The following is a 23,173-nucleotide window of genomic DNA, read 5'->3' as shown; positions in this document are numbered from 1 at the left end:
CACCGGCGCCAGGTCGCAACGCGCTCACTCTGGCGCTGGCAGCACGCGCAACCCGCCGTGCGCCAAAGCGCACTACTTTCGCCGCGTCTCGAAAAAAATGGGAGCGCGAGGCCACGCTCGTCTTCGGTGAACAGATCGCTCTCATGTTAATCACTCATGGTAGTCGAATTTGCCATCGTTCGAGCCGGGTTTGCCCGCCCCGCCTGCGGTTGACGGCGATCCCGCAAGCAGCGCCGTCAGATGGGAGCGTACGTGCTCCCATGCCGCGTGCGCATAGTCGGGTTGCACGGCCGCGCGTGACTGCGCCATGACAAACACGCGCAGCACCGTGGCCGAACACTGCGTCAGGCGCTCGGCCGCGACGAAACGCGAAAGACGCAACGCTTCGCTAAGCCACGGGAGTTCGGCCGCGCAGGAATCCGCGTAGGCCTCCATCGCGGCGCGCGCGTGGCGATCGCGCGCGAGGTCGAGCTCGACGCGGTCGAACTCGCGGCCACCGTCGGGGCGGTCTACGCGCGAGCCCGGTGGAAAACGCATACGGCCGGATCGGAAAAACATGGAGCCCCCGTGACGAGAAGCAGGCAGAGCAACAGAAGTGAAGCGGCCAGGCGTTTTTTTTCGCGGACGCAACAACGTCGAGCCGCTCGCAATGCGCGAAGCGGCAAAAGAATTCGTGTCGTTCAGAAGTGCGGAAAAAATGTGGCGACGGCCGCGTGCTAAACACTGCGTGGTCTCCGGAATCCGCCCCCGGAGTCGGACCGCCAGCGCAGTCATCGTCATGCGCAGCGCGAGCCCCGCTGCGAGCGTCACCGCCCGACGCTCTACAGCGGACCGCAGCCGCCTCCCTGCACGACGAGGCACGTGCCGCCATCGCCACGTCCACCTCAAAGCACTGGTTTTCCCAGCGTTATCCGGCGAACTCGGGTTCGCTCTGACTTCCTCTTACTGACCGCGTCGCCAAGTCCCGAGCGTGCCAGCCCCCGTAGCAGAAATTCGTTGCCAGCGGCGCATGCGCGAAGCGCGCGTGACGCTGGTGTTGTGCGGCTGTGCTTGTGTCTGCCGCGACGACGTATTCTCGCCTGGGTGCTACGAATTTACTGTCAGGGATTGTTAAATCCTTCAGGACGACGATAAGGCGGTGTAAGAAAGGCGGTTGGCATGCTTAGGGGCATTGCCCCACCGTTTCTGAGCAGCGCCATCTGGTGTTCGTACACGTCGACTGCCTGGCATTCCTAATTCATCGCCAGAAAACAGCAGCGGCGAGATCCCGCCATGAAGATCCCGCCGTTGCAGCGAAGACAATCGCTATGGACTAGTGCTCGGATTGCCGTTCGTTGCCCCGTTCGCCACCCTGGCTGGGAGCATGGCCGCCCTGGCCACCCTGAGGCGGCGCAGGCGGCCGTCCCTGTTGAGGCGCGGGTGCTGGCGCACGCATGCCGCCTTGCGGCTGGGGCGGCTGCGGACGAGCGTAGCCCTGCTGCGCGGGCGCCCCAGCCGGCGGGCGGCCGCCGAACTGCTGCTGCTCGGGCGGATGCCCCGCCTCGTGCGGACGCATCGTGGGCTGTTCCATGTTGCCGGGTGGGCGGCCCGCGCCCGGCGGCGGCATGTTGCCCGGCGCGCGCGGTGCTTCCTGATTGACGGGCGGACGGCCCGGTGCGCCATGCCACGCCTGTGCCACCGGCGGGCGGCCGCGTTCGGGGGGCGGCACGTGCTCCCATCGCTGCTGTTCGCCATACCACGGCCGGTCGCGATAGAAGCTGCCCCAGTAGGCGCCAAGCGAGAACGTCACGATCGGCAGGCCGATCGCCGCGCCGTAATTGGTGAGCGGCACGTAGCTGCCTTGGTACGGATAACTGAGATAACCACCGTAGACCCAGCCGCGCAGACCGGGCACCGTAACGTCACACCACGAATAATCGCCCACACAGCCCATCACGGTGACCGGCTGGCCGGGCGCCAGTTCGGCAACGACCGGATAGTCGCCGGAAGGCCCCGCATACAGATCCACGGGTTCGCTTGTGTAGGCCGCGGTTTGCGCGCTGGCGTCGGACGACGCAAGCACGAGACCGGTTACGAGGCACGCACTGGCGAGCGCAGACGCGAGCGCGCGCACGCGCGTCGTCTTGAGGCGCTTGAACATCATTTCTCCCTGTTCCAGCTCATTTGATTTGTTACTGCGCAATTCTCGTGCCCGCTGCTTGCAGCGGGTTATTCATTCTCTTCGAAGTAATGCCCGAACTTGACCTGCTTGGTGCGGATATACCGTTCGTTTTCCTCGCGCATCGGGATCGCGAGCGCCACGCGCTCGATCACGGGGAGGCCATGCTGTCTGAGCGTGTCGAACTTCTTCGGATTGTTGCTCATGAGCCGCACCGACGACACTTTCAGCATACGCAGGATCGCCGCCGCCGAATCGTATTCGCGCGCGTCGTCGGGCAGGCCGAGATCGAGATTCGCCTCGACGGTGTCGCGGCCCTGCTGCTGCAACTGATACGCGCGGATCTTGTTCGACAGACCGATGCCCCGGCCTTCGTGACCACGCAGGTAGAGCAGCACGCCGCGGCCTTCGGCCGCGATATAGCGCAGCGCGAGGTCGAGCTGCTCGCCGCAGTCGCAGCGGTAGGAGCCGAACACGTCGCCGGTCAGGCATTCGGAGTGGAGCCGCGTGAGCGTGGGCTCACCGCTGCCCACGTCGCCCATGACGAGCGCGAGATGCTCGGCCCCGCCGTCCTTCACCCGGTAGACATAGGACTCGAACGTGCCGTAGCGGGTCGGCAGCGTGGCAGTCGCGTCTAGCACGACGCATTCGTTGGCGTTATCGCCGTCCGCACAGGACGACTCAGGAAGCGTAGGCATGATCTGGAGCAAGAAACTGGCAAAAACCGGCACGGGGCCGGGTTGAAGTTCGGAACCGGAGTTTACCGCCATTTGCTCCACCCCGCCGCGCCGTGCTTGGGTGGCGGCTCCGGGGACTACCCGGAAAGCGGCTCGAGCGCGCCGCATGCCCCCGGCATAAATGGTGCGACCCCGCGCATACCCCGACGACGCCCGGCACGCCAGCGGCCTATACTGGAGTGGCTTTCCAATGGCTTGACGGGCAAAACGCCCGGCCTGCCGCGCCGCGCAATGACTGGACAACCAGAAGGACGAAGAGGGGTCGCCCTATGACAAGCGTTGCACAGGTACTCAAATCGAAGCCGGAACAGGTGGTGTACACGATCGAAGCCTCCGATTCCGTCTATAACGCAATCCGCCTGATGGCCGACAAGCAGATCGGCGCGCTGCTCGTGACCGACGGTCCAACGATCGCCGGCATCGTCACGGAGCGTGACTACGCGCGCAAAATCGTGCTGATGGACCGATCGTCGAAAACGACCGCCGTGCGCGACATCATGAGCGCGCACGTGCGCTTCGTCGAGCCGAACCAGACCACCTACGACTGCATGGCGCTCATGACCGAGCGGCGCATGCGCCACCTGCCCGTCATGGACGGCGGCAAGCTTGTGGGAATGGTGTCGATTGGCGACCTGGTGAAGGAAATCATCGCCGAGCAGAAGTTCACGATCGAGCAGCTCGAGCACTACATCACCGGCGGGCCGGGCGCCTGACGTCGAAGTCCGGCCGTCTCCAAACCGCCAGATGTGAAAAAACGCCCAATCCCGACGGGGTTGGGCGAAGCCACCTTTCGGCGGCGGAGGTTCCACGTATGAAAAATCGCGCGAATGGCGTGCGCGGCGGCGGGCGGCGCAGGCGCAACGGTGTCCTGCTTCGCCGATATCGGTTGGGAGCCTTGCTGGGTGGGGCCGCTGCCGGGTCATCTTGCGCGGGCGTCTGAGCCTGCTCGAAGCGCCCGGGCGCCGGCCTGCACGGGAGCGGCCAACCGGTGGCCGCTCGATGTCGCCTCGCGCCGGTGTCTGAGCGACGGCCGTTTGCAGCTCGCGCTCTACCTGGGCTTTGGCGCGCTCTGACGGCGCGCCCTGCCCGGTTATGCGCTCAACTACCCGCGTGGTTGCCCACTTAGTTGCCGAAATACACCGATTGCGACGGGCGCATCGTGGCCGGCTGGCCCGATTGCGCTGAACCCGAGGTCGACGGGCCGTAGCCGCTCGTTTCGGCTACCGGCGCCTGCGCCACGCCTTCCTGCTGGTTCACGCGGGCTTCTGCGGCCTGGATGTCGGCCGGATACGTCGCATCGTTGGCGGTAGCCGGGTTATAGCCGGCCTTCTCGAGCTGGATCAATTCGGACTTCACTTCGGCGCGCGTGACCGGACCGTTGTTTTGCACCTGGGCAAACGAAAGGGCCGGAGCAGCCACGAGAGCGGCGACGAATGCGGCTTGAATCAGGGTACGGGGCTTCATGGTCATGACCTCCATCACTTGTTTTATGCCGGCAGCGGTGTCTGGATGCACCGCCAAACCAGTGATTTCAGTTTATTGAGACGAGTGACCAGGGGAAACCCTTAATTTGAGAAAATACACTTTCAACCAAAGCAACAATGCCGCGCGCATGAGTCGTCCCGCGAGCGCCCTGCGGCGCGGCGCTTCCAGTGGCGCTTGCGCAAGTCACAACGGGGCGGCACTGACATCCAGCAGCTTGCGCGGCCCGCTCACGAACCGGCTGCCCAGTTCATAGAAGCGCAGCGGCCGGTCCATCTCCCGCGAGAGCCCGATGCGCGTCGTCACCCCCACGGGCCGCTCGGGTTCTTCCACCCGGCCGATCCAGAGTCCGTGGCCGCGGCACAGGTCGACGCCGTCGAAGGCCGCCGCAATGCCGAACGCCTGCGAGAGCCGTCCCGGCCCGCGCGCGAGATCGCGCAGCGGGACGCCGGGTCGCAGCGCCTCCATCGCGCCGATGCCTTCGAGCGGCTCCAGCGCGCGAAACAGGATGCCCGCGCCCACGTCCACAGCTTCGCTCGACATGTTGAACATCCATGCGCTGCCGTAGGTGAGCCGCACATGCGCATGACCGCGCTCGAGAAACATCGCGGCGTTATAGGGCCGCCGTCCGATATAGGCGTAGCTCGTGGAGTCGCCCACGGGATAGGCTTCGACTTCGACGAACCGCCCGGCCATGCGCCCGCGCGCCAGCTCGCGCACGAGATATTTGCCGACCATGAAGCGCGCCAGTTCGGCGGTATCGAGCGGCAGGTCGTCGCGGCGCAGCGGCAGGATCGTCGTCGTCATCGAAGCGTTCTCAGGTCGGTCGGCACGGGCATGGCGATTTCGCGAACCGGCAGAGTGTAGCGCCCCGCCGCCTACCGCTTGCTCACGCGCGGCTGGCCGTTGCGCTACCATCGTCCGCATCTCTGCGCGAACGGTTCGCGCGACCTCATGACCCGGCGCGCGTCGTTCGACGATTCGTCACGACCGGGCGGGCGCCACAGAAGGAGCCGCAAGATGAACGAACAAAGCGCAATTCAATTTCTCTCGACCGTGCGCAAGCCGCTGCTCACGCTGCACAAGGCGATTCTCGACCACGAGCGCAAGGAGTACGAACGCGAGTTCGGCCCGGTCACGCCGGCGGCCTTCCTGCAGGTGCTCATCAACGGTTCGGGCTTTCGCTGGCTCATGCCGCTCTCGACGGTGATCGCCAACGTCGACGAAACGCTCGACGCCAAGGACGCGAGCCCCGAAGATCGTATCGGCGCGGCGGAAGGTGTGGCCGCGCTCTTTTCCGGCGAGGAATCGGCGGAGTTCTACGAGCGCTATCAGGCGCTGTTGCAGGCGAGTCCCGAGATCCTGCATTTGCATGGGACTGTTGCACCGCTGCTCAATGCGCTGAAGAACTGAGTTCGATTCAACCGCGCGGCGCCTTGCGAGGCGCCGTTGCCTCGGTTGCCTCGGCCACTGCGCTGCCGCGCTTGCCCTTCGCGGCCGAGAGACGCCGCCAGAGCGTCGTCTTGCTGATGCCGAGCATCTCGCACGCGCGGTCGCGGTCGCCGTTACAGGCGTCGAGCGCAGCGCGGATTTCGTCGGCTTCGGTGTTGAGGCTGCGCTCGCGCAATGTGAGCGCGCCCTCTGCCGCAATCGCCGCCACCGCTGCGGCGCCGCTCGCCGCGCGGCGCGACTCGAACACCTCCGGCGCAATCGAGCGCAGCACGTCCGGCGTCAGCACGTCCTCTTCCGAATCGGCCAGCTCCACCACCATCCGTTCGACCACGTTCTGCAGCTCGCGCACGTTGCCAGGCCACGTGTGCTGCGCGAGCGCGTCGCTCACCAGTGCGAGCGTGCGCGCCGCGTCTTCGGGCGTGCGGATGCGCACGGCCACGCGCGGCTCGCGGCGCGAGGCCTGAAACAGCAGTTCGCTCGCCAGCAGCGCGATGTCGGCGCTGCGCTCGCGCAGCGGCGGAATGGCGAGATTGAGAATGTTCAGCCGATAGAAAAGGTCCGCGCGAAACTCGCCCGCCTCGATCTGCTCGGTGAGCGCGCGGTGCGTGGCGGCGACCACGCGCACGTCCACGCGCGTGGGTTCCGTTGCGCCAAGGCGCACCACCTCGCGCTCCTGCAGCACGCGCAATAGACGGCTTTGCAGCGGCAAGGGCATCTCGCCGATTTCATCGAGAAAGAGCGTGCCGCGGTGCGCCGCCTCGATGAGCCCCACCTTGCCGCCGCGCCGCGCGCCCGTGAACGCGCCCTCCTCGTAGCCGAACAGCTCGCTTTCCAGCAGCGCCTCGGGAAACGCGCCGCAATTCATTGCGACGAACGGAAAATCGCGCCGCGGACTCTCGCGATGAATGCCCTGCGCGATCATCTCCTTGCCGGTGCCGCTCTCGCCGCGTATGAGCACGGTGGCGTCCGACTTCGCATAGCGCCGCGCAAGCTGGCGCACGCGCTCGATGCCAGGCGTTGCGCCGCTCAGGTCGTCGAGGCGATAGCGCGCGACGAACTGCTGCGTGCGCTGACGCGAGCGCAGCGTGCGGTCGAGCCGCTCCACCGCACGCGACTCCTGGAACGTGAGTACGGCGCCCGTCGTCACGCCGTTGTCGACGAGCGGTCCGCGATGCACGACATAGCTCACGCCACGCACGGTCTCGAGCGATTCGCCATCGGCTTCGGGCAGCGAGAAGGCAATGTCGGGCGCGAGCGCCGCGAGCGACTGCCCCGCCGCCGCCGCCGGATCGATGTCGAGCACGGCGGCGAGGCGCTGGTTGATCGCCTCCACGCGGCCGCGCGCGTCGAGCGCGACCACGCCATCGCGCAGATGCTGCAGCACGCTGTCGAGGCGCTGGCGACGCTGTGTCTCGCGCCAGGTGGCCTGCACGAGATCCAGCGCGGTGTCGAAGGCCGCGCGCACCGACGGCCTCGAGTAGACGAAAAACGGCACGAGCCCGAGCCGGGCCGCGAGATCGTTGACGAGACCCGGCCCCACGACCGCGCCCACGCCCCGGTCGCGCAGGTCGAGTACGCAGGCTTCGGCGTCCTGGACCGTGCGGTATTGGCCGAACACGACGTCGATGCCGTAAGCGCTGGCAAAGCGGCGCACCTCCACGGGCGTCTCGCCATAGGTCACGAGCGCGACGAGATCGGCTTCGCGCCGCGCGCGGGCGAGCGCCTGCATGACGTCGAAGCCGGTGGGCTGCACGAGCACCACGGGCACGTCGATGCGCGCCTTCAGGTAGGTGCCGTTCGAGCCCGCCGCCACCACCACATCGGGCCGCTGGCTGGGCCCCGCTGCGGCGATTTCGGCCACGGCTTCCTCGAAACCGCGCGGCACCACGCGCAGGTCTGCGAGTTCGTCGTATTCGCGGGCGATGTCGCGAAAGAGATCGCGCAGGCGGCTGATGCCCATGGCCCACACACGCGGGCGGATCGCGGAAGAAGCGGGAGCAGGAAAGCGGTTCATGATGTCCAACGATGTGTCCAACGGCGCGGTCCTGGCCGGTGTGGCCGATGGGGCCGATGGGGCCGAAAGCCGACGGCCAGCCTGATTTCGCATTATCGCGCGCGGATTTCATTTTTGAAATCGCGATTTCACCGAAGAAATCAGGGCCTGCAACGCGGCTTGGCGAAACCTACACAAAATCAATGCGTTAGCCTTCTCTCGCAAAGCTGGCACGCTACCTGCGTTAGGGGTCGGCGATTCAATTGGAGACATCACGCATGAACAACACTTCCCCCGCAAGCGCCGGCGCGCGATTCCGCGCAGCCGTGGCCACCGAACAACCGCTGCAGGTCGTCGGCGCCATCACCGCTTATGCGGCAAAGCTCGCGCAGGCAACCGGCTTCAAGGCCGTCTATCTCTCGGGCGGCGGCGTGGCCGCCAACTCGCTCGGCGTGCCGGACCTCGGCATCAGCACCATGGACGACGTGCTGATCGACGCCCGCCGCATTACCGACGCCGTGGACATTCCGCTGATGGTCGACATTGACACCGGCTGGGGCGGCGCCTTCAACATCGCGCGCACGATCAAGTCGTTCATCAAGGCGGGCGTGGCGGCCGTGCACCTGGAAGACCAGGTGGGCCAGAAGCGCTGCGGCCATCGCCCGAACAAGGAAGTCGTGGCGACTGGTGAGATGGTGGACCGCGTGAAGGCCGCCGTGGACGCGCGCACCGACGACCAGTTCGTCATCATGGCCCGCACCGACGCCGCCGCCGTGGAAGGCATCGACGCCGCGATCGAGCGCGCGGTGGCCTACGTGGAAGCGGGCGCGGACATGATCTTCCCCGAAGCGATGAAGACGCTCGACGACTACCGCCGTTTCCGCGCCGCCGTGAAGGTGCCGATTCTCGCCAACCTCACGGAATTCGGCTCGACGCCGTTCTTCACGACCGAAGAACTCAAGAGCGCGAACGTCGATATCGCGCTCTACTGCTGCGGCGCGTATCGTGCGATGAACGCCGCCGCGCTGAACTTCTACGAGACCGTCAAGCGCGACGGCACGCAAAAGGCCGCCGTCTCGACGATGCAGTCGCGCGACGACCTCTACAAGTACCTCGGCTATCACGCATACGAAGACAAGCTCGACGCGCTCTTTGCCGCGAAGAAGTAACGCTGGCCATACAGCCAATAGACACATAGAGAGGAAGACACCATGAGCGAAGCAGAAAACACCACGCAAGCCGCCGGCGGATTCAAGCCGAAGAAGTCCGTTGCGCTTTCGGGCGTGGCGGCGGGCAACACGGCGCTGTGCACCGTGGGCCGCACCGGCAACGACCTCCACTACCGCGGCTATGACATTCTCGATCTCGCGACCGCATGCGAATTCGAAGAAGTCGCGTACCTGCTCGTACACGGCAAGTTGCCGAACACCGCGGAACTCGCCGCGTACAAGGCGAAGCTCAAGGCGATGCGTGGCCTGCCGGCCAATGTGAAGACGGCACTGGAAGCCGTGCCCGCCTCGGCACACCCGATGGACGTGATGCGCACCGGCGTCTCGATTCTCGGCACCGTGCTGCCCGAGAAGGACGATCACAACCTGCCGGGCGCGCGCGATATCGCCGACCGCCTGATGGCGTCGCTCGGCTCGATGCTGCTGTACTGGTATCACTTTTCGCACAACGGCAAGCGCATCGAAGTCGAAACCGACGACGACTCGATCGGCGGCCACTTCCTGCACCTGCTGCATGGCCGCGCGCCGTCGAAGTCGTGGGTCGACGCGATGCACGTGTCGCTCAATCTGTACGCCGAGCACGAGTTCAACGCCTCGACGTTCACTGGCCGCGTGATCGCGGGCACGGGCTCGGACATCTATTCGGCCATCACGGGCGCGATCGGCGCACTGCGCGGTCCGAAGCACGGCGGCGCGAATGAGGTCGCGTTCGAGATCCAGTCGCGCTACGAGAACGCCGACGAAGCAGAAGCCGACATCCGCGCGCGCGTGGAAAAGAAGGAAGTCGTGATCGGCTTCGGCCACCCGGTGTACACGATCTCGGACCCGCGCAACAAGGTCATCAAGGAAATCGCCAAGAAGCTCTCGAAGGAGCAGTCGAACCTGAAGCTGTTCGACATCGCCGAGCGCCTCGAATCGACGATGTGGGAAGTTAAGAAGATGTTCCCGAACCTCGACTGGTTCAGCGCCGTGTCGTATCACATGATGGGCGTGCCGACCGCCATGTTCACGCCGATCTTCGTGATCGCGCGCACGGCTGGCTGGAGCGCGCACATCATCGAGCAGCGCATCGACAACAAGATCATCCGCCCGAGCGCGAATTACACGGGTCCGGAGAATCTGAAGTTCACGCCGATCAGCAAGCGCTGAATGAGGCACACCAGTCGCCCGGACGGACTATGACGTCCGCACGACTGGGAGACGGCGGCGCGCGCGTATAGAGTGAAGACATTCGCTCGAGGCGCGCGAGAGCCGCCGCCAACCCACTACATCTTTGGTCCCCAAGCCGTGAATACCGCCTACCGCAAGTCCCTCCCCGGCACCCGGCTCGATTACTTCGACGCGCGCGAAGCCGTCGAGGCCATCCAGCCCGGCGCCTACGACACGCTGCCGTACACCTCGCGCGTGCTCGCCGAAAACCTCGTGCGGCGCTGCGACCCGGCCACGCTCGCCGCTTCGCTCAAGCAGCTCATCGAGCGCAAGCGCGACCTCGACTTTCCGTGGTTCCCGGCGCGCGTGGTCTGCCACGACATCCTCGGGCAAACCGCGCTCGTCGATCTCGCGGGCCTGCGCGACGCCATTGCCGACCAGGGCGGCGACCCTGCCAAGGTGAATCCGGTCGTGCCGGTGCAGCTGATCGTCGACCACTCGCTCGCCGTGGAATGCGGCGGCTTCGATCCGGACGCGTTCAACAAGAACCGCGCGATCGAAGACCGTCGCAACGTCGACCGCTTCGACTTCATCAACTGGACGAAGAAGGCCTTCAAGAACGTCGACGTGATTCCGCCGGGCAACGGCATCATGCACCAGATCAATCTGGAAAAGATGTCGCCCGTGATCCAGGCGCGCGACGGCGTGGCCTTCCCCGACACCTGCGTGGGCACCGACAGCCACACGCCGCATGTGGACGCGCTCGGTGTGATCGCCATCGGCGTGGGCGGCCTCGAAGCCGAAAACGTCATGCTTGGCCGCGCCTCGTGGATGCGCCTGCCCGATATCGTCGGCGTGGAACTCACGGGCAAGCGCCAGCCCGGCATCACCGCAACCGACATCGTGCTCGCCCTCACCGAGTTCCTGCGCAAGGAAAAGGTCGTGGGCGCGTACCTCGAGTTCCGTGGAGAGGGCGCGTCGAGCCTCACGCTTGGCGACCGCGCCACGATCTCCAACATGGCGCCCGAATACGGCGCCACGGCGGCGATGTTCTTCATCGACAACCAGACGCTCGACTATCTGCGCCTCACGGGCCGCGAAGAAGAGCAGGTCAAGCTCGTCGAAACCTACGCGAAGACGGCAGGCCTGTGGGCCGACACGCTCGCTCACTCGCAATACGAGCGCACGCTCACGTTCGATCTGTCGAGCGTGGAGCGCAACATGGCCGGCCCGTCGAATCCGCACAAGCGCCTGCCCACGTCCGCGCTCGCCGAGCGCGGCATTGCGGGCAAGTGGGAAGAAACGCCGGGCCAGATGCCCGACGGCGCCGTGATCATCGCCGCCATTACGAGTTGCACGAACACGAGCAATCCGCGCAACGTGATCGCAGCGGCCCTGCTTGCGCGCAACGCGAACGCGCGCGGTCTCACGCGCAAGCCGTGGGTGAAGAGCTCGCTCGCGCCGGGCTCGAAGGCGGTCGAGCTTTACCTCGAAGAAGCCGACCTGCTGCCGGATCTGGAAAAGCTGGGCTTTGGCATCGTCGCGTTTGCGTGCACCACGTGTAACGGCATGTCGGGTGCGCTCGACCCGAAGATCCAGCAGGAGATCATCGACCGCGACCTGTATGCCACCGCCGTGCTCTCGGGCAACCGCAATTTCGACGGCCGCATTCACCCGTACGCGAAGCAGGCGTTCCTCGCGTCGCCGCCGCTCGTCGTCGCGTATGCGATTGCGGGCACGATCCGCTTCGACATCGAACGCGATTCGCTCGGCACGGACCAGGACGGCAAGCCGGTGTACCTCAAGGACCTCTGGCCGACCGACGAAGAGATCGACGCCATCGTCGCGAAGAGCGTGAAGCCCGAGCAGTTCCGCAAGGTCTACGAACCGATGTTCGCGGTGACGGAGGCAAGCGGCGAAACGACCGACCCGCTCTACGACTGGCGCGCGCAAAGCACCTATATTCGCCGTCCGCCGTACTGGGAAGGCGCGCTGGCCGGCGAGCGCACATTGCAGGGCCTGCGCCCGCTCGCCGTGCTCGGCGACAACATCACGACGGACCACCTCTCGCCTTCGAATGCGATCCTGCCGAACAGCGCAGCGGGCGAGTACCTTGCGAAAATGGGCCTGCCGGAAGAGGACTTCAACTCGTACGCCACGCACCGCGGCGACCACCTCACGGCGCAGCGTGCGACCTTCGCGAACCCCACGCTCATCAACGAGATGGCCGTGGTGGACGGCGCGGTGAAGAAGGGATCGCTCGCGCGCGTCGAGCCGGAAGGCAAGGTCACGCGCATGTGGGAAGCGATTGAAACCTACATGGAACGCAAGCAGCCGCTCATCATCATCGCAGGCGCCGACTACGGTCAGGGCTCGTCGCGCGACTGGGCGGCCAAGGGCGTGCGTCTCGCGGGCGTGGAAGTGATCGTCGCGGAAGGCTTCGAGCGCATTCACCGCACGAACCTGATCGGCATGGGCGTGCTGCCGCTGGAGTTCAAGGCGGGCACGAACCGCACGACGCTCGGCATCGACGGCACGGAAACCTATGACGTGGTCGGCGAACGCACGCCGCGCGCCGACCTCACGCTCGTGATTCACCGCAAGAGCGGCGAGCGCGTGGAAGTGCCAGTCACCTGCCGGCTCGATACGGCCGAAGAAGTGTCGATCTACGACGCAGGCGGCGTGCTGCAGCGTTTCGCACAGGACTTCCTCGAGTCGTCGCAGGCAGCGGCATAAACGGGAAACGGGCGGCGCGGTGGTAACCGCAGTGGCACCCCCGCGCCGCCCTTCGTTTCAGGACAACACATGGCACACGTACCCCAGATCAAAATCCCCGCCACCTATATCCGCGGCGGCACCAGCAAAGGCGTGTTCTTCCGCCTTCAGGATCTGCCTGCTTCGGCGCAGCAGCCAGGCATTGCGCGCGACAAGCTGCTCATGCGCGTGATCGGCAGCCCCGACCCGTACGGCAAGCAGATCGACGGCATGGGCGGCGCCACCTCCAGCACGAGCAAGACCGTGATCGTGGCGAAGAGCAGCAAGCCCGGCCACGACGTGGACTACCTGTTCGGCCAGGTCGCGATCGACAAGGCCTTTGTGGACTGGAGCGGCAACTGCGGCAATCTCTCCGCCGCCGTGGGCCCGTTCGCGATCAGCGGCGGCCTCGTCGACCCGAGCCGCGTGCCCGATAACGGCGTGGCGACCGTGCGCATCTGGCAAGCCAACATCGGCAAGACGATCATCGCGCACGTGCCGATGACGAACGGCCACGTGCAGGAAACGGGCGACTTCGAACTGGACGGCGTGACCTTCCCCGCCGCCGAAGTGCAGCTCGAATTCCTCGATCCGGCCGCCGAAGAAGAAGGCGCGGGCGGCTCGATGTTCCCCACCGGCAACCTCGTAGACGACCTCGAAGTGCCGGGCGTGGGCACGCTCAAGGCCACGATGATCAACGCAGGCATTCCGACGATCTTCGTGAACGCCGAAGCGATCGGCTACACGGGCACGGAATTGCAGGACGCGATCAACAGCGACGCAGAGGCGCTCAAGAAGTTCGAGACGATCCGCGCGCACGGCGCGCTGCGCATGGGCCTCATCAAGCACCTCGACGAGATCGCCACGCGCCAGCACACGCCGAAAATCGCCTTCGTGGCGAAGCCCACGGGCTACACGGCGTCGAGCGGCAAGCGAGTGGAAGCTGGCGACGTCGATCTGCTGGTGCGCGCCATGTCGATGGGCAAGCTGCACCACGCCATGATGGGCACGGCAGCCGTGGCGATCGGCACGGCTGCGGCCGTTCCGGGCACGCTGGTGAATCTCGCGGCGGGCGGCGGCGAGCGCAGCGCGGTGCGCTTCGGGCACCCGTCGGGCACGCTGCGCGTGGGCGCGCAAGCGCGCCAGGAGAGCGGCGAATGGACGGTCACGAAGGCCATCATGAGCCGCAGCGCGCGCGTGCTGATGGAAGGCTGGGTGCGGGTGCCGGGAGACGCGTTTTAAGAGGCGGTATTAAGAAACGCGCTGTTTGCGGTGATGAAAAAACCGCCCTGACGCTGCGAGGTGTCAGGGCGGTTTTGTTTTAGCGCAGTGTTTTCCAACTTAACGACAGGACTGGCGTTGGACACATCAAAATCCGCGTCGTTTGATGGTCGGGCAGTAGAAACCCGGGCGCCCCACGCCGCGTTCAGCCCTGCATTCAGCCCTGCGGCGACGACGGCAAATACGGCATCGGATCCACGGGCTTCCCGTCACGGCGCACTTCGAACAGCACCGCCACGCGGTCGTTGTTCTCGCTGCCCATCTCGGCAATCTGCTGGCCCTGGTGGACCGTATCGCCGGTCTTCACGAGCAGACGCCGGTTATGCGAATACGCCGTGAGGAAGTCCTTGTTGTGCTGGACGATGATCAGGCTGCCGTACTCGTTCAGGCCCGTGCCCGCGTACATGACCTTGCCGTCGGCGGCGGCGATCACCGGGTCGCCGGCCTTGCCCGCAATCTCGATGCCGCGCGTCGTGCCCGCCGCGAACGGCTCGACCACGCGGCCATGCGCCGGCCACACGAGCGCGACGCTGCTCGCGTGGCGCGCCACCTCCGCGGCAACCTGGCGGTTTCCGGCCGAGTTCGCGGTGGAATTCGCCGCTGCGCCGCCAGCCTGCGGCGCGGCCACCTGAACGGTGATCGTCTGCTTCGACACCAGCTTGATCGACTGACCCGCGCGCAAGTGGCTGTTCGGCTTCAGGTGGTTCCAGGCGGTCAGATCCTTCACTGAAACGCTGTGCTTTTGTGCGATGCGCGCAAGCGTGTCGCCGCGGCGCACGCGTACGTACGTCGTTTTCGTGACGACGCGCGTCACGGGCGCACTTGCCGCCTGTTGCGAGTTGGCGCCGGCGGCCGTTGCATCCGAAGCCGGGCTCGCCGCTGCCGCCGTGTCGGGCTGCGGCTGTTGCGGTTGCTGCTGGTTCATGTCGGCACAGCCGCCCAGCAGGGCCGCCAGTCCCAACGCGGCCCAGAACCCTTTGAGACTGCGTTGACCGATACGATCGTCTTCGAACATTGTTCTCTCCTGCGGCACCTGCCGCCGTGCGATGCAGCGAGTGGCGCCTGGGACGGTCTGCTGCGTGTGCCGCGCTCCCGTATTCCTGGCGTTCCAGCTCGTCTGCGCCGGTCCGCTTCGATCTGCGTCTAAATCGACTGCATCCCGAGCGATAAACATTCAACGCACGCCATCGCCGCATTAACGAACGGGCGTGCCATCTCAAAATCGATCCGGCATTGTAAAGCGCAACTCCCCTGAATCAGCCCAGGGAGAACACTTTGAAACAACTCTTAAATACGCGAATTCTCGCCCCGCGAACCACGGTCAAAGGGCCAAAAGGGAGCGCTCACACCGGCGTCGGTGCGGCGTTTGCCGCGTCAGCACGGTCGTGCCCCTTCCCCTGCCTTATCGGCACATGCCCTGGAAACTTGAACGGCGCATGGGTCACGTCTGCTGAAAGGCATTTGAAATTACGGTAGTATCGGCGGCGTCAACGTAAACCCTGGTCTTAGGGGAACCCTTGCGCATTCTTCTGGTCTTTTCCTGCGCTTGTCGTGCAACCACCCTGGTGGATGCTTCACGGTTCCCTGCGCCTGACGCCCCGCGAACCTCGCCCGAATTCCTGAATTCCTGATTTTTCCAGGTAGGTACTTCCAGCATCTGCCCGCCCGGCCCGTCTGCATCACCGGCTGCCTCTTCGTCTGCCGTGTGCGCCCCACGCCGGCCCGGCCTGCTGCCCCAACATGTCAAAGTCATCCAATCGTCTAGTCGAACTCGATTTCTTCCGCGGCCTCGTCCTGCTCATCATCGTCGTCGATCACATCGGCGGCAGCATCGTCTCGCGCGTCACGCTGCACGCCTACGCGCTATGCGACGCGGCCGAGGTGTTCGTCTTCCTCGGCGGCTTCGCCACCGCCACGGCGTGGGCCACACTCTGCGCGCGCCGCACCGAAGCCGCGGCACGGCAGCGCTTCATCAAGCGCGCATTCGAGATCTACCGTGCGTTCGTCGTGACGGCGCTCTTGATGCTGCTCGTCACCGCGATTCTCGTTGCCTGCAACGTGGATGCGCCCAACCTCGCCACCACGGACCTCGACGATCTCACGCTCGCGCCTGCCGCCGCGTTGCGCGACATCGTGCTGCTGCGCCGCCAGCCCTATCTGGCCGGGGTGCTGCCGATGTACGCGTGCTTCGCCCTCGCTGCGCCGCTCGCGCTGCCGCTCGCGCGCACGCGGCCGTGGCTGCTGCTGGCCGTGAGCCTCGTGCTCTGGGGCGCAGCACCCCATCTCGCGCCGTGGTTGCCGCACGTCGAAGACGTGCAATGGGACTTCAACCCGTTCGCCTGGCAGCTGATGTTCGTGCTCGGCGTGATCGCGCAGGCGCAACCCGTGTTCCAGCGGGTGAGCGCACACCGTTTCGGCGTGGTCGTCACGCTCGCCGCGCTTGCCGTCGTGGCGGGCGCCGCAATCTATCGCCTGCAGCTTGGCAACGTCGCGCTCGACGCCGACTTCAAGCGCAACCTCGCGTGGTTCCGCGCGCTCAACTTCCTCGGCATCGCGTGGCTCACGGCGCATGTCATCCGGCTCGGCTGGGCGAAGCGCGTGGCGCATGCGCTGCCGTGGGTGGGACTCGTCGGCCAAAAGGGGATGCTCTCGTTCGTGGCCGGCGCCGTGATTTCGCTCACGGTCGACTCGGTGCTCTACTGGTACACCGACGGCTATCTGAACGTGCCGCTCGGCCTGTGCGCCGACGCAATCGCGATCACCGCGCTGCTGCTCGTCGCGCGTGCGTCCGACCCGCTCAAGCGTCTGCTGCCTTCGCGCGCCAAAGCTTCCGCCTGAAACGACACGGCTCGCCGCCAGCGAGCGGCGCGCCGGCTCGCCGATCACGGCTTCCGGCGCGCGCGGGCGGCTGCTAGCATGATGACCCCGCGCCGCCGGCGCGCCACCGCCCTCGACGTCCCTGCCATGCGCAGACTCCTTCGCACCGCGCTGCTCCCCCTCGCACTCTCATGCGCGGCATTCGTCACGCCGGCGGCGCCCGCCGCGGCGAGCACGATCGCGGTCCGCACGTTCCACTCGGCGGCGCTCGAGCGCGACTGGCCCTACGTGGTGTATCTGCCGAACGGCTATCGCGCCGACCAGCGCCGCTACCCGGTCCTCTATCTCCTGCATGGCAACAACGGCGAGCCCATGGACTGGGTTACGCAAGGCCAGCTGCAGACCACCGCCGACACGCTGATCGCCCGTCACGAGATCCCGCCCGTGGTGATCGTGATGCCGCAGGGCGGCACCGACTGGTACGTCGACCGCAAGGAAAAGATGGAGACGGCGTTCTTCCAGGACCTGATGCCCGAGATCGAGTCGCACTTCGCGGTGGACGATACGCGCGAGGGGCGTGCGATCGGCGGTGTGTCGATGGGCGGGTTCGGCGCACTGCGCTACACGCTCGAGCACCCCGACATGTTCTGCGGCACGCTGCTGCTTTCGCCGGCGGTCTACGCGAGCGACCCGCCGCCCAGTTCGGCGGCGCGTCATGTGGGCGTGTTCGGCGAGCATCAGTTCGACGTGCAGATCTGGCGCACGCTCAACTATCCGGCGCTCTGGAAGGCGTATTTCGCGCGGCCCTGGCGCGTGCCGTTCTTCATCGCCGCCGGCGACGACGACCTCGTGATCCAGGCCGAGTCGTCGCTGCTCTACACGCGGCTGCGCGAGGCGGGCAATACGGCGGCGCTGCGCATCGTCGACGGAGGCCACGTCTGGCCGGTGTGGCGCGAACTGCTGCCGGCCGCGCTCAAGTACACGCTCGCCTGTTTCCGCTGAGCGAGGCGCGCGGGGCGCCTCGTAGACGGAGCATGGATCACTCCGCCCAGTTCACCCAAAGCACCATCAGCACGGTCATGAGCGCCGGGCCGATGAAGATGCCGATCAGGCCAAAGGTCGTCGCCCCACCCAGAATGCCGAACAGCACGAGCAGAAACGGCAGGCGCGTGGAATTGCCGATCAGCACGGGCCGCACGAAATGCTCGGCGACGAACACCACCACGAATCCCCAGACCGCGAGCGCGGCTGCGGCGATCAACGAACCCTGAATAACGAGCCACAGCGCCGCGCCGCAGAACACGATGGGCGCGCAAAACGGCAGCATGGCCGCGATGGCCGTCACGGTGCCGAGCAGCGCCGCATGGGGCACGCCGGTCGCGATATAGGCGGCGGCCAGCAGCACGCCCTCGCCGAGGCCCACGACCACGAGCCCCGTGACCGTGGCACGCACGGCGGCGGCCATGCGCTGCAGCAGCTGCGCGCCGTCGCTGCCGAAGGCGCGCCGCGCACCGCGCATCACCGTGGCTGAAAGACGCGGGCCCGCCCGGAACATCACGAACAGCGTGACGAGCATGAAGCCGAACGTCATCGTCGCGTGAGCGGCGCGCGCGCCGAAGTGACGGCCGAACGAGGCAATCGTCTCGCCGTGCAGGCTCTTCATGGCCGGAGAAGCCTTGAGCGGCTGGGTGAGATTGGCCTGCCACCAGTCGCTCACCTGGCGGCTGCCCACCGGCAGATGCGCAACGAAATCGGGCACCGGCACGCCGTTCTCCTGGGCGTCGTGCAGCCAGAGGTACAGTTCGTGGGCCTCGCCGCCTGCCTGAATGGCCGTGACGGCGATTGGCAGGACCACGAGCAGGCCGATCGCGGCCGTGAGCAGCGTGGCGATCAGCGTCTTGCGGCCCTTGAACCAGGCGCGGCGCTCGATCGCCTGATAGGCGGGCCACAGAACGATGGCAAAGACGCTCGCCCAGGCCACGGCGGGCACGAACTCGCGCACGATCCACAGCGCCAGCAGCACGAGCGTGGCGTACAGCACCGCGGAAGCGGCGCGCTGGATTTTCTGCTCGTTTGCGGAGTTCGGAGCAGGCGGACGATGAATCATGTAACCTCGTGAAAATTCAAAAACAGATGCTCGGGTTTTATGGCGGCGCAACCGCGGTATTGCAAGTCAACGCGGTGCAGCAAGTCAATCGAACCGGGCCGGTCTTCCCTCAGATTCATCTCCGCCCCAGCCGTTCCGTCCCCAACCTGGAACGCCCTCCAGGCGCCCGTTTTCGGGCCGCTCGATGTCGCGTTACGTACAACAGTGCGTTGCACAAATTCGAGATGTCGACCCTAATCCGCCGCAAACCCCCATTCCTTCGTTAATCGCAACGTGTCGCAGGCCGATTGTTGCTAATAATGGAATGGTGTTTCAACGGCGACAGAATGGCACTTGTCGGCGCGCAGGAATACATTCGCGGCACCACACTTACGGAGCCGACAATGAAGAAAAAAGCGTGCCTCTCGCTTGACGGAGCCAACGGTGAGCGTATCGAGATACTCGAGCAGACGGATACGGCGTTGGTAATCCGCTGGGTCGAACCCGGGCGCTGCCATTATGGCGAACAGCGCTGGCGCCGCCGCTCGGCGCATTCTTCGGGCACCTGCGCCGTGTCGCGCCGCAAGATCCGCCGCGGCGACGCCGTGTTCAAGCCGGCCGAACGCCCCGCCCCGCTCAATGCCTCCGTCATGATCGCTGCCGAAGTGTTCGGCGACCTCATCGGCGCGGAACTGCCGAAGTAAGCGCGGCGACGCTGCCTGAGCGCCTTCAACGTGGTGCGCGAGGCGCGAGCGAAATCGCCCGAGCGGCGTGGCGCGGCGCAAAGCCCGCCGATGCAGCGCACAATGCCGCCACCCGCGCGAGCACATCGGCGTCGAAAGCCGCCGCGCGCGGGCCCGAGCGGTCCACGTGCAAGAGCAACTGCTCGCTCGCCGAAACGGGCGAGGCCTGCGCATCGTCGTTCTCCCCCGCGAACATCTCCAGATACAGCCGCACGCGTTTCGCGTCGTGCTCGATCACCCGCACATCGACGCGCACCGGTGTGCCCTCCTTGATCTCGCGGAAATAGTTCAGATGCGCTTCCAGCGTGTACATCGACCGGCCGCGCGCATCCCGCACAGCCGCATCGAGCCCGATGGCGTCGAGCAGCGCGTCGGTCGCGTAGCTGTAGATCAGCATGTAGAACGCGTCGCGCAGGTGGCCGTTGTAATCGACCCACTCCGCGCGCACCGTGTCGCGGTAGACCACGAGCGCCGTTTCGTTCGTCATCCAGTCTCCTCTCCCATCTACACATGCGGTGCCCGCGTGCAGGCGGGAGCAGTGTAACCGCAGACCGCGCTCGCCGCCGCGACGCCGGCATGCTCCGGCGCTGCCGCATGCGCGCTCGCGTCGCCGTGCACGCCTCGCGCCGCTGCGGTAAGGTTGAACGGTCGCGGCACAGCCGCCGCAATCCGAACGCAAACCCAACGCCCTTCAACCGGCGCCGCCCGCGCGGCGCTTCGCGAGGCCAAGGCCATGGCAGAAAACACGCCCCCGCTTCCGTTTCCCCCGCAGCAGTTCTCGCTCGACGTGATGCTCGAGAAGTACGCCAAAGGCGACGAGCAAACCGCCGACGACATCTACCGCCGCGTCGCACGCGGCGTCGCGGCGGTCGAGCCGCCCGCGCTGCGCGCCGAGATCGAGGCGCGTTTCGTCGACAACCTGCGCCACGGCGCGCTCGGCGCGGGGCGCATCATGAGCGCGGCGGGCGCCGGCATCGAAGCCACGTTGATCAACTGCTTCGTGCAACCGGTGGGCGACAGCATCCAGGGCGTGGACGACGAAGGCCGCCCCGGCATCTATGTCGCGCTGCTGCAGGCCGCCGAAACCATGCGGCGCGGCGGCGGCGTGGGCTACAACTTTTCGGCGATCCGGCCGCGCGGCGCACACGTGAAGTCGACGGGGTCGAGCGCATCGGGCCCGTGCAGCTATATCGACGTGTTCGACGCCTCGTGCCGCACCGTGGAAAGCGCGGGCTCGCGGCGCGGCGCGCAGATGGCCGTGCTCGACTGCGATCACCCCGACCTGCCCGAATTCATCGAGGCCAAGCACTCGAAGGGGCGCTGGAACAACTTCAACGTCTCGGTCGCGGTGACCGACGAATTCATGCGCGCCGTGGAAAACGACGCGCCCTGGCAACTCGTGCATCGCGCCGAGCCCTCGCCCGCGCTGCGCGCTTCGGGCGACCTGCGGCGCCGCGACGACGGCCTGTGGGTCTACGCCGAAACGCGCGCCCGCTCGCTCTGGGACGCGATCATGCGCTCGACCTACGACGTGGCCGAGCCTGGCGTGGTGTTCATTTCGCGCATGAACGAGGACAACAATCTGCGCGCGCTCGAAAGCATCCGCGCGACCAACCCGTGCGGCGAGCAGCCGCTGCCCGCCTATGGCTGCTGCAACCTCGGGCCGCTCGACCTCACGCGCTTCGTGACCGAACCGTTCGCACAAATGCGCGGCGGCAAGGCGGATTTCGACTGGGATCAGCTCGCCGAACGCACGCGCATCCAGGTGCGCTTTCTCGACGACGTGCTCGACGCCACGCTCTGGCCGCTGCACGAGCAGCAGGCCGAAGCGGCGGCCAAGCGGCGCATTGGCGTGGGCTTCACAGGACTCGGCGACACGCTCGTGATGCTCGGCATCCGCTACAACTCGCCCGAAGGCTGCGCATTCGGTGCGCGCGTGGGACGCACGATGCGCGACGCCGCCTATCGCGCGTCGGTCGAACTCGCGCAAGAGCGCGGCGCTTTCCCGCTTTTCGACGCGAAAACGTACCTCGACGAAGGCACTTTCGCCTCGCGCCTGCCCGACGACCTCAAGGCCGAGATCCGCGTGCACGGCATCCGCAACAGCCATCTGCTTTCCATCGCGCCCACGGGCACGGTGAGCCTCGCGTTCGCCGACAATGTCTCGAACGGCATCGAGCCCGCGTTCTCGTGGACCTACCAGCGCACGCGCCGCATGGCCGACGGCAGCCGCGAAACGTTCAACGTCGAAGACCACGCGTGGCGCGTGTACCGCGAACTGGGCGGCGACGTGAACGCCCTGCCCGCGTATTTCGTGAGCGCGCTGGAAATGAGCGCGCAGGAACACATTGCGATGATGGCGGCCGTGCAGCCGTACGTCGACACGTCGATCTCCAAGACCGTCAACGTGCCGGCGGATTATCCGTTCGAGGACTTCGAGAACCTCTATCTCGACGCATGGCGGCGCGGCCTCAAGGGGCTCGCGACCTACCGGCCCAACGAGACGCTTGGCGCGGTGCTGCAAACGCTGCCGCCCGAAGCGGCGGCAACCGCCGACGACGCGCTCGGCGACGCCCTGCTCGACCCGCTGCGCGTTGCGATCGACCATCGGCCCAAGGGCGAGCTGCCCGCCGTGATCGAGAAAATCGAGTACATCACGCAGACGGGCAAGGTGTCGCTCTACGTCGCGGTGTCGTTCCTCGAAGTGACAGGCCACGTGGGCGGCGAAGCGGTGACAATCGGGCGGCCTATCGAATTCTTCATCCCCGTGGGCCAGCGCGACGAGCAGCAGCAATGGATTACCGCAACCATGCGTTCGCTCTCGCTCGCGGCGCGCGGCGGCTTTGTCGCGCGCAACCTGCAGGATTTGCGCAAGGTCTCGTGGGACCGCGGCCAGGTGCGCTATGGCGAAACGCAGCGCCTCGACGGGCGGCGCATTCCGCTGTGGCACGACTCCGAGGTCGCGGCCATTGCCTACGCAATCCAGCAGATCCTGCACCGGCGCGGCTTTCTCGATGCCGAAGGCCGGCAAGTGCCGTCACGGCTGCTCGCGCAGCGGCGCGACGGCGCGCTGGCCGCGCAATTCACCGGCAACGCGCGGGCTGGTGCTGAGCAGCCCGGCGACCAGGTGCTCGATGGCGACAATGCGCTGCCGGCCGATGCGCAGCACGCGTTCGCCCATGCAATGCTCGGCCGCAAGTGCGGCTCGTGCGGGGCGAATGCGGTGATCCGCAAGGATGGCTGCGACTTCTGTACGGCGTGCGGAGAGATTGGGACTTGCGGTTGAGGTCTC

19 protein-coding genes are annotated in these 23,173 nt (G+C 66.3%); 10 read left to right on the top strand and 9 right to left on the bottom strand.

Annotated elements, in window-relative coordinates; genetic code table 11:
- Nucleotides 1-150 precede the first annotated feature (150 nt).
- From U5A57_RS10230 to ribA, 3 genes are all read right to left on the bottom strand, one after another.
- The gene (locus U5A57_RS10230; RefSeq protein WP_321910480.1) at nt 151-780 is read right to left on the bottom strand and encodes a hypothetical protein; all 630 of its coding nucleotides are present in this window, start codon (nt 778-780) and stop codon (nt 151-153) included.
- A gap of 532 nt (nt 781-1,312) precedes the next feature.
- Nucleotides 1,313-2,143 (bottom strand): SH3 domain-containing protein, encoded by an 831-nt coding sequence (locus U5A57_RS10225; RefSeq protein WP_321910478.1) that lies wholly within the window; start codon nt 2,141-2,143, stop codon nt 1,313-1,315.
- 65 nt (nt 2,144-2,208) lie between these two features.
- Nucleotides 2,209-2,856: a GTP cyclohydrolase II gene (gene ribA, locus U5A57_RS10220; RefSeq protein WP_321910476.1), complete on the bottom strand. Its 648-nt coding sequence runs from the start codon at nt 2,854-2,856 to the stop codon at nt 2,209-2,211.
- A 308-nt stretch (nt 2,857-3,164) separates the two neighbouring features.
- Between ribA and U5A57_RS10215 the strand changes: the two genes are divergently transcribed.
- Nucleotides 3,165-3,608 carry a CBS domain-containing protein gene (locus U5A57_RS10215; RefSeq protein ID WP_321910474.1) on the top strand — a complete coding sequence of 148 codons (444 nt, stop codon included), beginning with the start codon at nt 3,165-3,167 and terminating at the stop codon, nt 3,606-3,608.
- Between the two features lie 409 nt (nt 3,609-4,017).
- Here U5A57_RS10215 and U5A57_RS10210 read toward each other — a convergent pair whose 3' ends face one another.
- Both U5A57_RS10210 and U5A57_RS10205 read right to left on the bottom strand, forming a co-directional pair.
- A complete protein-coding gene (locus U5A57_RS10210) occupies nt 4,018-4,359 on the bottom strand; it encodes a DUF4148 domain-containing protein (protein ID WP_321910473.1) in 342 nt (113 codons plus the stop codon).
- A gap of 204 nt (nt 4,360-4,563) precedes the next feature.
- The gene (locus tag U5A57_RS10205) at nt 4,564-5,184 is read right to left on the bottom strand and encodes a DNA-3-methyladenine glycosylase (RefSeq protein ID WP_321910472.1); all 621 of its coding nucleotides are present in this window, start codon (nt 5,182-5,184) and stop codon (nt 4,564-4,566) included.
- Nucleotides 5,185-5,397: 213 nt separating this feature from the next.
- Between U5A57_RS10205 and U5A57_RS10200 the strand changes: the two genes are divergently transcribed.
- Nucleotides 5,398-5,790: a hypothetical protein gene (locus U5A57_RS10200; RefSeq protein ID WP_321910470.1), complete on the top strand. Its 393-nt coding sequence runs from the start codon at nt 5,398-5,400 to the stop codon at nt 5,788-5,790.
- 7 nt (nt 5,791-5,797) lie between these two features.
- Here U5A57_RS10200 and prpR read toward each other — a convergent pair whose 3' ends face one another.
- Nucleotides 5,798-7,843 carry a propionate catabolism operon regulatory protein PrpR gene (gene prpR, locus U5A57_RS10195; RefSeq protein WP_321910860.1) on the bottom strand — a complete coding sequence of 682 codons (2,046 nt, stop codon included), beginning with the start codon at nt 7,841-7,843 and terminating at the stop codon, nt 5,798-5,800.
- Nucleotides 7,844-8,100: 257 nt separating this feature from the next.
- On the opposite strand from prpR, the gene prpB reads away from it, so the two are divergent.
- The 4 genes from prpB (at nt 8,101) to prpF (ending at nt 14,196) form a co-directional block, all read left to right on the top strand.
- On the top strand, nt 8,101-8,991 hold the full coding sequence (gene prpB, locus U5A57_RS10190) for a methylisocitrate lyase (RefSeq protein WP_321910468.1): 891 nt from the start codon (nt 8,101-8,103) through the stop codon (nt 8,989-8,991).
- 42 nt (nt 8,992-9,033) lie between these two features.
- Nucleotides 9,034-10,200 carry a 2-methylcitrate synthase gene (gene prpC, locus U5A57_RS10185; protein WP_321910466.1) on the top strand — a complete coding sequence of 389 codons (1,167 nt, stop codon included), beginning with the start codon at nt 9,034-9,036 and terminating at the stop codon, nt 10,198-10,200.
- Nucleotides 10,201-10,338: 138 nt separating this feature from the next.
- Entirely contained in the window at nt 10,339-12,936 is a 2,598-nt protein-coding gene (acnD, locus tag U5A57_RS10180; RefSeq protein WP_321910464.1) for a Fe/S-dependent 2-methylisocitrate dehydratase AcnD, read from the top strand.
- A 69-nt stretch (nt 12,937-13,005) separates the two neighbouring features.
- Nucleotides 13,006-14,196 carry a 2-methylaconitate cis-trans isomerase PrpF gene (prpF, locus tag U5A57_RS10175; RefSeq protein ID WP_321910463.1) on the top strand — a complete coding sequence of 397 codons (1,191 nt, stop codon included), beginning with the start codon at nt 13,006-13,008 and terminating at the stop codon, nt 14,194-14,196.
- 196 nt (nt 14,197-14,392) lie between these two features.
- On the opposite strand, the gene U5A57_RS10170 is transcribed toward prpF, so the two are convergent.
- Nucleotides 14,393-15,250 (bottom strand): peptidoglycan DD-metalloendopeptidase family protein, encoded by an 858-nt coding sequence (locus U5A57_RS10170; RefSeq protein WP_321910461.1) that lies wholly within the window; start codon nt 15,248-15,250, stop codon nt 14,393-14,395.
- 725 nt (nt 15,251-15,975) lie between these two features.
- Between U5A57_RS10170 and U5A57_RS10165 the strand changes: the two genes are divergently transcribed.
- The gene (locus tag U5A57_RS10165) at nt 15,976-17,073 is read left to right on the top strand and encodes an OpgC domain-containing protein (RefSeq protein WP_321910459.1); all 1,098 of its coding nucleotides are present in this window, start codon (nt 15,976-15,978) and stop codon (nt 17,071-17,073) included.
- 126 nt (nt 17,074-17,199) lie between these two features.
- Nucleotides 17,200-18,054, top strand: coding sequence for an alpha/beta hydrolase (locus tag U5A57_RS10160; RefSeq protein WP_321910457.1), 855 nt, complete (start codon nt 17,200-17,202; stop codon nt 18,052-18,054).
- 37 nt (nt 18,055-18,091) lie between these two features.
- Here the strand turns inward: U5A57_RS10160 and U5A57_RS10155 are convergent, their stop codons facing one another.
- Complete coding sequence (locus tag U5A57_RS10155) at nt 18,092-19,159, bottom strand: AI-2E family transporter (RefSeq protein WP_321910455.1); 1,068 nt, start codon at nt 19,157-19,159, stop codon at nt 18,092-18,094.
- A gap of 383 nt (nt 19,160-19,542) precedes the next feature.
- On the opposite strand from U5A57_RS10155, the gene U5A57_RS10150 reads away from it, so the two are divergent.
- Nucleotides 19,543-19,842, top strand: a complete 300-nt coding sequence (locus U5A57_RS10150) for a DUF3331 domain-containing protein (protein WP_158759490.1) — start codon at nt 19,543-19,545, stop codon at nt 19,840-19,842.
- Nucleotides 19,843-19,867: 25 nt separating this feature from the next.
- Here the strand turns inward: U5A57_RS10150 and U5A57_RS10145 are convergent, their stop codons facing one another.
- Nucleotides 19,868-20,368 carry a thioesterase family protein gene (locus U5A57_RS10145; protein WP_321910452.1) on the bottom strand — a complete coding sequence of 167 codons (501 nt, stop codon included), beginning with the start codon at nt 20,366-20,368 and terminating at the stop codon, nt 19,868-19,870.
- A 246-nt stretch (nt 20,369-20,614) separates the two neighbouring features.
- On the opposite strand from U5A57_RS10145, the gene U5A57_RS10140 reads away from it, so the two are divergent.
- On the top strand, nt 20,615-23,167 hold the full coding sequence (locus U5A57_RS10140) for an adenosylcobalamin-dependent ribonucleoside-diphosphate reductase (RefSeq protein ID WP_321910450.1): 2,553 nt from the start codon (nt 20,615-20,617) through the stop codon (nt 23,165-23,167).
- Nucleotides 23,168-23,173 lie beyond the last annotated feature (6 nt).

It is taken from the genome of Paraburkholderia sp. J11-2 (assembly GCF_905220185.1).
Taxonomy (GTDB): Bacteria; Pseudomonadota; Gammaproteobacteria; order Burkholderiales; family Burkholderiaceae; genus Paraburkholderia.
Note: the sequence above shows the minus strand (reverse complement) of the source record. Positions and strands in the feature narration are given on the sequence as shown.

Excerpts from the sequence above, each read along its gene's own strand:
- ribA (WP_321910476.1), bottom strand. The coding sequence starts at position 2,856 with ATGCCTACGCTTCCTGAGTCGTCCTGTGCGGACGGCGATAACGCCAAC.
- U5A57_RS10230 (WP_321910480.1), bottom strand. The coding sequence starts at position 780 with ATGACGATGACTGCGCTGGCGGTCCGACTCCGGGGGCGGATTCCGGAG.
- prpR (WP_321910860.1), bottom strand. The coding sequence starts at position 7,843 with ATGAACCGCTTTCCTGCTCCCGCTTCTTCCGCGATCCGCCCGCGTGTG.
- U5A57_RS10205 (WP_321910472.1), bottom strand. The coding sequence starts at position 5,184 with ATGACGACGACGATCCTGCCGCTGCGCCGCGACGACCTGCCGCTCGAT.
- U5A57_RS10150 (WP_158759490.1), top strand. The coding sequence starts at position 19,543 with ATGAAGAAAAAAGCGTGCCTCTCGCTTGACGGAGCCAACGGTGAGCGT.
- prpB (WP_321910468.1), top strand. The coding sequence starts at position 8,101 with ATGAACAACACTTCCCCCGCAAGCGCCGGCGCGCGATTCCGCGCAGCC.
- prpF (WP_321910463.1), top strand. The coding sequence starts at position 13,006 with ATGGCACACGTACCCCAGATCAAAATCCCCGCCACCTATATCCGCGGC.
- U5A57_RS10165 (WP_321910459.1), top strand. The coding sequence starts at position 15,976 with ATGTCAAAGTCATCCAATCGTCTAGTCGAACTCGATTTCTTCCGCGGC.
- U5A57_RS10210 (WP_321910473.1), bottom strand. The coding sequence starts at position 4,359 with ATGAAGCCCCGTACCCTGATTCAAGCCGCATTCGTCGCCGCTCTCGTG.
- prpC (WP_321910466.1), top strand. The coding sequence starts at position 9,034 with ATGAGCGAAGCAGAAAACACCACGCAAGCCGCCGGCGGATTCAAGCCG.
- U5A57_RS10160 (WP_321910457.1), top strand. The coding sequence starts at position 17,200 with ATGCGCAGACTCCTTCGCACCGCGCTGCTCCCCCTCGCACTCTCATGC.
- U5A57_RS10200 (WP_321910470.1), top strand. The coding sequence starts at position 5,398 with ATGAACGAACAAAGCGCAATTCAATTTCTCTCGACCGTGCGCAAGCCG.
- U5A57_RS10145 (WP_321910452.1), bottom strand. The coding sequence starts at position 20,368 with ATGACGAACGAAACGGCGCTCGTGGTCTACCGCGACACGGTGCGCGCG.
- U5A57_RS10155 (WP_321910455.1), bottom strand. The coding sequence starts at position 19,159 with ATGATTCATCGTCCGCCTGCTCCGAACTCCGCAAACGAGCAGAAAATC.
- U5A57_RS10215 (WP_321910474.1), top strand. The coding sequence starts at position 3,165 with ATGACAAGCGTTGCACAGGTACTCAAATCGAAGCCGGAACAGGTGGTG.
- U5A57_RS10140 (WP_321910450.1), top strand. The coding sequence starts at position 20,615 with ATGGCAGAAAACACGCCCCCGCTTCCGTTTCCCCCGCAGCAGTTCTCG.
- U5A57_RS10225 (WP_321910478.1), bottom strand. The coding sequence starts at position 2,143 with ATGATGTTCAAGCGCCTCAAGACGACGCGCGTGCGCGCGCTCGCGTCT.
- U5A57_RS10170 (WP_321910461.1), bottom strand. The coding sequence starts at position 15,250 with ATGTTCGAAGACGATCGTATCGGTCAACGCAGTCTCAAAGGGTTCTGG.